9 protein-coding genes are annotated in these 11,208 nt (G+C 44.2%); 4 read left to right on the top strand and 5 right to left on the bottom strand.

All coding sequences use genetic code 11. The features are described 5' to 3' along the window. Positions 1–70: 70 nt before the first annotated feature. The 5 genes from B4240_RS00375 to sohB all read right to left on the bottom strand — a co-directional run bounded on the left by B4240_RS00375 (position 71) and on the right by sohB (position 5,998). Positions 71–940, bottom strand: a complete 870-nt coding sequence (locus tag B4240_RS00375; protein WP_296236218.1) for an SDR family oxidoreductase — start codon at positions 938–940, stop codon at positions 71–73. Between the two features lie 290 nt (positions 941–1,230). Beyond that, on the bottom strand, positions 1,231–1,989 hold the full coding sequence (locus B4240_RS00370; protein ID WP_296236217.1) for a histidine phosphatase family protein: 759 nt from the start codon (positions 1,987–1,989) through the stop codon (positions 1,231–1,233). A 68-nt stretch (positions 1,990–2,057) separates the two neighbouring features. Continuing rightward, positions 2,058–3,341 carry a phosphotransferase family protein gene (locus B4240_RS00365; protein ID WP_296236216.1) on the bottom strand — a complete coding sequence of 428 codons (1,284 nt, stop codon included), beginning with the start codon at positions 3,339–3,341 and terminating at the stop codon, positions 2,058–2,060. 152 nt (positions 3,342–3,493) lie between these two features. After that, positions 3,494–4,744, bottom strand: a complete 1,251-nt coding sequence (locus B4240_RS00360; RefSeq protein ID WP_414707055.1) for an acyl-CoA dehydrogenase family protein — start codon at positions 4,742–4,744, stop codon at positions 3,494–3,496. Positions 4,745–5,011: 267 nt separating this feature from the next. Next, the gene (gene sohB, locus B4240_RS00355; protein WP_296236214.1) at positions 5,012–5,998 is read right to left on the bottom strand and encodes a protease SohB; all 987 of its coding nucleotides are present in this window, start codon (positions 5,996–5,998) and stop codon (positions 5,012–5,014) included. A gap of 453 nt (positions 5,999–6,451) precedes the next feature. Between sohB and aspS the strand changes: the two genes are divergently transcribed. The 4 genes from aspS (at position 6,452) to B4240_RS00335 (ending at position 11,162) form a co-directional block, all read left to right on the top strand. After that, complete coding sequence (aspS, locus tag B4240_RS00350) at positions 6,452–8,293, top strand: aspartate--tRNA ligase (protein WP_296236213.1); 1,842 nt, start codon at positions 6,452–6,454, stop codon at positions 8,291–8,293. Between the two features lie 40 nt (positions 8,294–8,333). After that, on the top strand, positions 8,334–9,260 hold the full coding sequence (locus B4240_RS00345) for a lysophospholipid acyltransferase family protein (RefSeq protein ID WP_102077166.1): 927 nt from the start codon (positions 8,334–8,336) through the stop codon (positions 9,258–9,260). 170 nt (positions 9,261–9,430) lie between these two features. After that, positions 9,431–10,147, top strand: coding sequence for a glycosyltransferase (locus tag B4240_RS00340; RefSeq protein WP_414707054.1), 717 nt, complete (start codon positions 9,431–9,433; stop codon positions 10,145–10,147). 16 nt (positions 10,148–10,163) lie between these two features. Then, entirely contained in the window at positions 10,164–11,162 is a 999-nt protein-coding gene (locus tag B4240_RS00335) for a Stealth CR1 domain-containing protein (RefSeq protein WP_102077168.1), read from the top strand. Positions 11,163–11,208: the final 46 nt, after the last annotated feature.

Genomic DNA, 11,208 nt, shown 5'->3' with positions numbered 1-11,208 from the left:
CCTTATCCCGAACTGGGGTTACTTAATTTTACTTTTACGACTTCTGCTATAAACAGCAAAACAATTGAGATCAGCTGACCTTATTAACCACTTGTAATGGCAAATGCTTCATGGCTTGCCCAACAATCGACCAAGGCAAGCTTGGTACGCAAGCTTCGTCTACTTCCGCCTCAATCGCCGCTACAATGGCCTTTGTACCTGTTTCGGCATCAACTTCAAACGGTAAAGGCTTGGCGTTTTCATTGATTTCTGTGCGCACATAACCTGGATAAATTGTAGACACCTGAATGGGCAGTTTGGTTAATAGCATATCCGCACGAATGCCCTCTGCTAAATGCGCCAAGCCCGCCTTACTTGCGCCATAAGCGGTCAAATGCTTAGGCAAGCCGCGCATTGCTGACATACTTGAAATCACAACTAAATGACCGCTATTTTGGGCGCGAAAAATAGTCATCGCTGCCTCACATTGGGCGAGCGCTGAGATAAAATTAATCTCAACGGTTTTGCGATTAGTATCAAAGCGCCCTTTACCGATACGGCGGCTATCGCCAATACCTGCATTAACCACCACGCGATCGATGTGGCCAAAATCCGCCGCGAAGGCATCAAATACTTCAAATATCGCCTCATAGTCGCTGACATCTAAGACGCGGTATTCAATGCGGATATCAGGATACTGCGCCGATAGCTCGGATTTTAAATTTTCTAAACGATCAGTACGGCGGGCACAAATGGCCAAGTTATAGCCAAGTTTGGCAAACAATCGTGCCATGCCCTCGCCCAATCCTGAGCTGGCGCCAGTGATTAAAATTGTTTTGCCGCGGCCAACCTGCTGCTTATTTAAGCCTTTAAGATAGCGCGCTGGCTGAATGGCACTAATTAACTGGTTTTTACGCTGTTTAGCGCTGTTGGTGACCAAACCTGTCAATGCATTTTTCATAAACCATCCTGTTGGTATCAATGTTTAGTAACAAAGTTTAGTAGCGATGTGAGATAACGTCGCGAGCTAACGTCGATTGCCTATCATAGCGCAAATCTATAGAGTGAGTTTAGCAGTTATACTCTAAACTAAATACTCAATCTATTTAAAGCACCCTAGCATTAAATCATTTTGTCGCTAACAATCCTGAGTTCTAACGCAAAAAAGCGGCTACCCGTTTACAGTAACCGCTTTAGCACCATTTTAATTATCGACTTAATTCCCGTTTTAATGTTTTGCCAGCGACTTTTTTAGCGCCATGTCACAAAGCGTTTGCCATCAGCAAATAAGTGGCTGTATTCGTTTAAAGACAACAACCGCGCTCTCTGCTCTTTTAGGGTAACAGAAGTCACGCCTGTATTGACCAAGCTTTTATTGATTTGATAGGCAGTAGAGCTACCTTGTTGCAATAACTGCGCGGTGATAGCAGCGATGATACCGCCCGAAGTAAAAACAAGCACCGTACTATCACGGTCTAACTGTAACTTAGAAATCTGTAGACGTACTTGCTCAAGCGCTTGTTTTGCGCGCTCGCTAAATTGCAGCCAGCTCTCGATATAATCGCTGTCATTTTCGCCCGCATGCCAGCGCTGCATTGCTGTGTCGAACAACTCTGCCAAACGCACTACTGGCACCTCTGCTTTGGCAATCTCAGCGGCAATTCCCACGCGACTGCCAAAAGCAGGGTTCGATTTTATGAGTACATCTTTATGATTAAACTCATCAAATTGTGGCAGTACATAGCTATCAGGGTCATTTAGATTGATAGCAGACAGGCCCGCCATGTCGCTATCGGTGCCAACAGATGACTGATAACTCTCCCAAAAATGCCGTGCAGAGTCTTGCTGCCTGACCAAACTACCGGTAAAAATCGCATCGATTCGGCGTTGGGTCGTGGCATAATGTTGACCCAGCATTTGCGCTTGAATACTGCCGAGCTCTGAGAGTTGATCGTAATTCTCTTGCCCAAATGACGCTTGGCCATGACGGGCTAAAAGTATGGTTGTCATAAAACATTGCCTTATTAATCGTACTTTTCTAATTTTTTAGACTTAATAAACTTATGCATTTAAAACGTCTATTCTTCAGCTTTAGAAGACTTTTTTCCAAAATAACTCTTTGGCAAAATGCCTTTGATAACCGTTTGAATCGGACTTGGCAGTTGCTCAATCATGGCAGCATCGACGCCCATATCTTGCAAGTGCGGCTGCACGTGGCTCGTGAATAACGCTTCGCCTTCATACTGAGCAATCAGTTTTAGACATTTGGCATGTAAGACATGAACGATAATCCAAAAGTTTTTAAAGGCTGGATTAGTAGTTTGTTTATTATAATAACGATAGTAAATCTGCTGCACGATACCTGCGAGACGAAATAGACCAAACACTTCATAAAAAGTCCAGTTATCTATCTTAAGGCCCGTCTTTTTAAGGTAGTAGTCCACCACTTCATCGCGGGTCATCATACCTTTTAAGTGTGTTGGCTGGCGGCGTGATTGCTGCATGATGATGTTATCACCTTCTTCAATCCAGTACGCTAAAGCGCTGCCCAAATCCATCAAAGGGTCGCCAAGGGTTGCCATTTCCCAATCGAGCACGCCGATGACCTTGGTCGGATCGTCAGCCGCCAAAATCACATTATCAAAGCGCCAATCGTTGTGAATAAGGCAGGTTTTACTATCGGCGGGCGTGTGCTTGCCAAGCCATTGACGCACTAAGGCAAAGCTTGGCACATTGGGCGTTTTGGCTTTGACATAACGCTTATCCCAGCCCGTCACTTGGCGCTCGCAATAGCCCTCGCCGCGACCAAGATTTACCAAATCAGGATGCTCGGTATAATCGACTTCATGCAATTCAATCAAAGCGTCGATGACATTGGTACATAAGGCGCGCGTTTGCTCTGGATTTAAATCAACGCCTTTTGGCAAATTGGCGCGCGGAATGATGCCTTCCATACGCTCCATGACATAAAAATCCGCGCCAATAACGTCTTCCTCAGTACACAGCGCGACCATTTTTGGCACGTATGGGTAAGCATCTTTTAAGGCTTTTTGAACGGTATATTCGCGTACCATATCGTGCGCTGATTTGGCTTTGGTGCCCTTTGGCGGACGGCGTAAAATCAAATCTTGCTCTGTGCCCTCGCCGTTATATTGCAAACGATAGGTCCAGTTTGAAGCGCCACCAGAAAATTGCGTCACCGTTGGCTCGCCTTTTATATCAACGCCTTGCTCGCGTAGCCAGTCGCTGACTGCTTTGGCGTCAAGCTCTTCGCCCGCGCGCACTTCGCCGCCTTTGTCCAAGACTTTATTTCGTGTTTGATTATCAGTAGCGCTGCTGTTGGCATGGTTTTCAGTTGCCATAAGACATTCCTTATCGTGTGGTCGTTTATTTTTTACAAGTTATTTGTTGGTTATAAAAGCTTAAGAGTTAAAAATTCACTATCAAATAATCGATAGTGAATTTTTGGTCATATAATTTAAATGATAATTTAGCAGGGTTTTTAGGGCGTGTCCTAAGCTTTAGCAGGTTTAGACGAGCGGCTAAAACCTTGACGCTTCAATTCTAATTTGGCAATCATGGTTTTATGGACTTCATCGGGACCATCCGCTAAGCGTAGCGCCCGTGCTTGCGCAAAGAAAGCGGGCAACATCGTATCTTGGCAAACGCCCATGCCGCCATGAATCTGAATCGCCATATCGACCACTTCTTGTAGTACCGTTGGGGCAACCACTTTAATGGCAGAGATTTCAGTCAACGCTGCTCTGGTGCCCTTCGCGTCCATTTTTTGCGCCGCATATAAAGTCAGCAGGCGTGCTTGGTCAATTTTAATACGCGCGTCAGCGATACGCTCAAAGTTACCGCCCAGCTGTAGCAGTGGCTTGCCAAAAGCGGTACGCTGCATCCCGCGCTTAACTGCCAATTCTAAAGACTTTTCGGCAGCACCAATGCAGCGCATGCAATGATGAATACGGCCTGGCCCTAGGCGGCCTTGCGCAATCTCAAAGCCCATACCAGGCCCACCGATAAAGTTATCAACGGGCACACGTACATTATCAAAGCTAACCTCACCATGACCATGCGGCGCATCATAATCACCAAATACTTTTAACATACGCTCAATATTGACGCCCGCGCTCTTAGCAGGTACCAATACCATCGAATGTTGATGATGACGGTCTTTATTTTCATCAGGGGTATAAGCCATGACAATCAACACATCAACCGCCGGGTCACCAAGACCTGATGACCACCATTTGCTACCATTGATAACAATCTCATCGCCATCGACGACAGCCGTCGCTTGCATATTGGTTGCATCACTTGAGGCAACATCAGGTTCAGTCATACAGAACACCGAGCGCGTCTTACCTTCTAATATAGGCGTGAGCCACTTGTCTTGCTGCTCCTTAGAACCATAACGCCATAACAGCTCCATATTGCCACTATCAGGGGCATTACAATTAAAGACATAAGGCGCAAGCAAACTGCGCCCTGTCAGCTCGGCAATCGGTGCATAATCAGTAACCGACAGCCCAGCGCCCAGTGTGTCATCTGGCAAAAATAAATTCCATAAACCCGCTTCACGCGCCCGCTTTCGTAGGCTCTCATACTTTTCTGGCCAGTGCCAATTTTTCCAATTACCATCAGGGTTTTGTGCATGACATTCCGCCCAAAACTGTGCTTCTATTGGTTCGATTTGGGTTTCGATAAATTCTTTGACTTTGGCATACATGGCCTGACCATGTTCGCTGGCGCTAAAAATTAATGTATCGCTAGACATAGCTGACATCCTTTTCTTTGCTGATGGTTAATGACTTTTATAAAATTCACATCGAGATTTTATAAAAGTTTTATAGTGTACGTACGTATACTCTGTTCTGTATGCCACATTTATAACACAGCATTTAGCAATACACAGCAAAAAAGGCGCGACCCGCTAGGACACGCCTTTTACAAAATACAAACAAAGTAAAAAATATAAACAAATGTACAAACTCTTGTTTATTAAGAAATCACAAAATAAGCAAGGTTATTTTAGGATATTTAATCGGCTGTTTAGGTCAAAACGTGCCAACGCATCGGGCAATCTATCAGCCGCCATATTTACCGCGGCTTCTGCCGCTTGTGATAAACCCAATTTTTCTGCCAGCGTTGGTTTTTGGCGTGAATGCAGCGCGTACACCTCATTATCTTCCATACGTTCTAAAATGTAGCTGTCTGAGGTTTGTAAGCTATCAACTAAATTGAGTTTGAGCGCATCTTCACCATACCAATGCTCACCGGTGGCTACTTTCGCAACATCCAATGTTGGACGGTAAGTATTGACGAAATGCTTAAATAACTCGTGCGTTTGCTCAAGCTCTTCTTGATATTTGGCGCGGTCTTCGGCGTCATTTTCACCAAATACCGTGACGGTACGTTTGTAGTCGCCTGCGGTAAACATCTCGTAATCGACGTCGTGATTTTTTAGCCATTTATGAAAGTTTGGTAATTGCGACACCACGCCGATTGAGCCAATCACCGCAAATGGCGCGGCAACGATATTGTCAGCGACGCAGGCCATCATATAACCACCGCTCGCCGCGACTTTATCGACACAGACGGTGAGTTTTAGACCGGCATCTTTTAAGCGGGCCAATTGAGCAGCTGCCAAGCCATAGCCATGAACTAAGCCGCCGCCCGACTCTAGGCGCACGACGACTTCATCGCCTTTATTGGCAGTGCTGATGAGGGTGCTGATTTCTTCGCGTAAATGCTTCACCGCCGTGGCTTTGATATCGCCGTCAAAATCAAGCACAAAGACTTGTTGTTTATCATCGCTATTATTCTTTTTATTTTTGCTTTTGTTTTTTACTTTTAATGCTTGTTTGGCTTTTTTCGCCATGGTTTTTTTCAGCTGTTTAAGCGCCGCTTTACCCTGCGTCGCCTCCATTAGGTGTTCACGACGTTGCTCTTGGCTTTTATTAAGATGAATAACTCTTAGCTCAACAGGATTTTTAGAAGGATGAAAAAGCATGAGCAGAATTCCTTGATAAGTGAAATGATAATTAAAAGGATGTTAATAAAGTTTTATAAGTTAGCCTGATATGCGCACGCTGGCCAGTTTTTTCAAGCAAAGTGACAATATTTAACTTATCATCAATGTTAGGGCATAAATGCCATGCACACATTATGAACAGCACATTGTTAGCATACCATGAGTATAATAATCATCTACTATTGCCCTCTTTGTTTGGCATTGCTTGCCCTCCGCTGTTTGTATCGCAACCGCTGGTTGTATAACAAAGGCAGATTAGGCATAATATGCGTTTACACCAAATTTTCTGCAGCCAACGTGATGACCATTTGTCTTAATCACGTTATTTGTGCTTTTTTAGCTGAGGCTAAAATCGCGCGGCGCTGGTATCACACGATAATGGCTGCTTTATTGTATTTCGAATTATTGGGCTGACAACTGGATAACCATATTATGACGCAAAGCACTACGACGCATAGCGAATACCGAGACGAATATTGCGGAGCCGTAACCGAAAGCTTACTTGAGCAAACCATTAGTATCGTAGGCTGGGTACATCGTCGTCGCGATCACGGTGGCGTAATTTTCTTAGACATGCGTGACCGCGCAGGTATCTTGCAGGTCGTCGTTGACCCAGACACGCCAGAAGCGTTTGCAACTGCTGATGCGGTACGTCCTGAATATGTGTTAAAAATTACGGGCCGCGTACGCCGCCGTTATGAAGGCACTGAAAACCATAATATGACCAGTGGTCAAGTAGAATTATTGGGCAAAGAAATCGAAGTATTGGCAAAATCTGAAACCCCGCCTTTCCCATTAAATGATGAGAAAACCACGGTATCAGAAGACTTGCGTCTAAAGTATCGCTACCTTGATATGCGCCGTCCGCAAATGCAAGAGCGTATGGTTTTTCGTGCCAAAGCCACTTCAGCCATTCGTCGCTATTTAGACGACCATGGTTTTTTAGACGTTGAAACCCCTATCTTGACTCGTGCCACCCCTGAAGGCGCGCGCGATTATCTGGTGCCTTCACGTACCCGCCCAGGAAACTTCTTTGCTTTACCGCAGTCGCCACAGCTATTTAAACAATTGTTAATGGTGTCAGGATTTGATCGTTATTATCAAATCGCTAAATGTTTCCGTGACGAAGACTTACGTGCGGATCGTCAGCCTGAATTTACCCAAGTCGATATTGAGACTTCTTTCTTGAACGAAGAAGAAATCATGAATATCAACGAAGGCCTTATCAAACATCTATTTAAAACCATGATGAATGTGGAGTTTGAAGACTTCCCGCGTATGACTTACGCTGAAGCGATGCGTGACTATGCGTCAGACAAGCCTGACTTACGTATTCCATTAAAATTGGTTGACGTTGCTGATTTAATGAAAGACGTTGATTTTAAAGTATTTGCTGGTCCTGCCAACGATCCTAAAGGCCGCGTTGCTGCTCTACGTATTCCTGGCGGCGCGTCATTAAGCCGTAAGCAAATTGATGCCTATACTAAGTTTGTGGGTATTTATGGTGCGCGCGGCTTGGCGTATATCAAAGTCAATGACGCAAGCAATATCAATAACGGCGTGGATAAAGAATCTGGTCTACAATCACCCATCATCAAAAATATGACTGATGACGTATTGGCAAGCTTGATTGAACGCACAGCGGCAGAAGACGGTGATATTATCTTCTTTGGTGCCGATAAAGCCAGCGTGGTAAACGATGCAATCGGCGCACTACGTCAAAAAATTGGTCTAGATTTAGAGATGCTGACCTGTGAATGGGCGCCACTTTGGGTGACTGATTTCCCAATGTTTGAAGAAACGGATGATGGCAAATGGACGTCAATGCACCATCCTTTTACCAAGCCAAAAGGTTCTGTTGAAGAATTAAAAACCAATCCTGAATCAGCACTTTCTATCGCTTATGATATGGTGTTAAACGGTACTGAAATTGGCGGCGGTAGTTTACGTATCAATACCCTTGAGATGCAAAAAGCGGTATTTGAAGCGCTAGGTATTGATGAGGCTGAGGCCGAAGAGAAATTTAGCTTCTTACTTGATGCTCTAAAATTCGGTGCGCCTCCGCATGGTGGTTTAGCCTTTGGTTTGGATCGCCTCATTATGCTGATGGTCGGCGCAAGCTCTATCCGTGATGTCATCGCCTTCCCAAAAACCAAGACTGCTGAAGATCCATTGACTCAAGCTCCAGCTCCTGTTGAGGGTAAGCAATTGCGTGATCTTGGTATCCGTCTGCGTGAAAAAGCTCAAGCAGATACCACTAAACCTGCTCAGTAGCTGATCTGGTGATGAGTATCTCTTATTACTGTGATTCATTATGAATCCGTATCAGATCTTCAAATACGTGCCTTTATCTGTATTGCAGATGCTGGCACGTATTACTGCTAGGATAATGATGCGCCTGCCAAACTTGAGTATCGTTCGTACGATCAAGATCAATATGGCACTCATCGAACCTGCCCTAACGGCTAAGCAAAAAAAGACCGTTATCAAAGATATCGTCCGTCATCAGTGTCTAAGTAGCGTCGAGTCTATCAAGAGTTGGGCGATGCCGCCTGAATGGAGCATTGAGCAGATACGAGAGGTGCATAACCAAGAGATCTTAATAGAAGGCTTAGCCAATCCCAACGGCATGCTTGCTATCGTTCCTCATCTTGGTACTTGGGAGATGATGAACGCTTGGCTCAATCAGTTTGGTTCGCCAACTATTATGTACAAGCCTGTAGACGGCAGATTCGCTAATGAGTTTATTCTGCAAGGGCGTGCGCGTCTCAATGCAACGTTGGTGCCTACAGATGGTAGCGGTGTCAAAGCAGTGTTTAAAACGCTTAAACGAGGCGGTTTTAGTATTATCTTACCCGACCATGTTCCTGAGCCTTCAGGCGGCGTGGTTGTGCCTTTTTTTGGCGTTAAGACTTTGACTAGTACCCTCGCCCCTAAACTTGCTAGCAAAACCAAGTGCGCCCTAGTCGGTCTGTCTTGTATTCGCCGTGATGATAATCGTGGATTTGATATTTACTGCTATAAGCTCGATGATCCAGCGCTTTATGATCGCAACACAGAAGTTGCGACTCATGCTCTGAATATTGCCATGCAAGAGATGATTGAAGATCAATGTAGCCATTATATGTGGGGCTATCGCCGCTTTAAACGCATTCCTAATCTTGGCAATCCTTATCGCGCTGATAGTAGCAAGCTACAAGCCTTTCTAAAATCGGCTAAGGATAAAAGATATAAGACTTAATTGCGCTATCTTTTATAGTAGACTCAATATAGCGGTATCAAATATAGCATCTTCTAAGCTTCATGTTTTCATCTTATTAAAAAGAGTCAATTATGACATCTGACTTCGTTAACCATACTCTAAAAGACCAAGACTCTGCCCACCTAGCAGAGTCACGCTATATCATCTGTATGAAATGGGGCGATAAGTACGGTCCTGAGTATGTCAATCGTCTCTATAATATGGTCAGTCGCCATCTGACACTGGACTTTCAGATGGTTTGCTTGACGGATGATAGTACAGGTATTAATGAGGCGGTACAGTGCTACCCGATACCCGAGATGGATTTGCCAGCGGGACCTGAACGCGGCTGGAAAAAGCTTACAACCTTTAAGCCTGAGCTGTATGATCTAAAAGGCGTGGCGCTATTTTTAGATATCGACATCGTTATTGTCGATAATATCGACAGCTTTTTTACTTATAAGGCGGAGTTTGATGACAGCGTGGTTATCATCCGTGACTGGAAAAAACCATGGCGGATGATTGGTAATAGCTCTGTTTATCGTTTTAATATCGGTATGGGCACGTATCCTGATTTGCTAGCAAACTTTGAGCGTAACTTTAATACCATTCGCACGCAAGTTCGCCATGAGCAGGCTTATTTGTCTAACTATCTGCGTGAGCATCATCACTTAGAGTACTGGGATAAAGACTGGTGCGTCAGCTTTAAATATCAGTGTATGGCGCCTACTCCTTTGAATTTCTTACGTGCACCGACGTTGCCTGATGGTGCAAAAATCGTTATTTTCCATGGTGAGATCAATCCGCCGGATGCCATCAAAGGTGGCGGCGGTAAATGGTATCGGCGTGTCTTGCCGAGTCCTTGGCTGCAAGAGCATTGGCAGTGAATCTATGAGAAAAGCCATGAGAGCAGAGAATAAAAAGCAAATAGACGTTGTTATCGCTTGGGTGGACGGTGATGATGCACAGCTCAAAGCAAAAAGAGCGCGCTATCAAAAAACCTCTAGCGCTGCCTCTGACGCTACTAGCTCAACCCGCTTTGCCAGTAATGATGAAATCTATTACAACCTTGCTTCTATTTTGAAGTACGTACCTTTTTGTCGTCATATTTATATTGTTAGTGACGGGCAGCAGCCTGAGTTTATAGATGAGTTCGCTAAGCAAGGAATTTGTGCAGGTGATAAGATAAAAATCATCGATCATACAGAGCTTTTTGAGGGTTACGAGCAGTTTTTGCCAACGTTCAATACTCGCTCAATTGAAACAATGCTTTGGAATATAGCGGATGTGTCTGATTATTTTATTTATATGAACGATGATTTTTTCTTTAACCAGTCTGCAACTCTAGAGGATTTTATAGAGAAAGATAAGCTTATCTTGCACGGTCATTGGCGCAACACGGCAGCTTTAAATGCCAAACTTAACTTTCGTAAAGCTAAATCTAAACTATTAGGTACGTCTATTCAGCCAAGACATACCATCGCGCAGATGCTCAGTGCAAAAGTGCTTGATATGGATCAGTTTTTTGAGATTCATCATTTTCCTCATATTGTTGATAAAACGATCTTAAAAAACTATCTGCTACAGCACCCACAGCTTTTAGAGACACAAATAAAGTATAAATTTAGAGATGTTGCTCAGGTGAACCCTATTACTCTGATGAACCATCTCAAAATACAGAAGAGCCAAGCCCATTTACGAGCTGATATAGCGGTTAATTACTTGAAGAACGAAGATAGCGTTGAGAGTTTTTTATCTAACTTAGATAATAGTGATTATAAGTATGGCTGCATTCAAAGCTTAGACCGTCTTAACTCTGACTCTTATCAGAAGGTTACAGCCGCTATGACAAATAAATTTTCGGCATATTTACCCTCATCGCTACTAACGAGTGCAAACTAACGTCTTAGAGCAACCATATATTGCATCAACTTTAACTTAGAGACCT

Source organism: Psychrobacter sp. UBA5136, assembly GCF_002414005.1.
Lineage (GTDB): Bacteria > Pseudomonadota > Gammaproteobacteria > Pseudomonadales > Moraxellaceae > Psychrobacter.
Note: the sequence above shows the minus strand (reverse complement) of the source record. Positions and strands in the feature narration are given on the sequence as shown.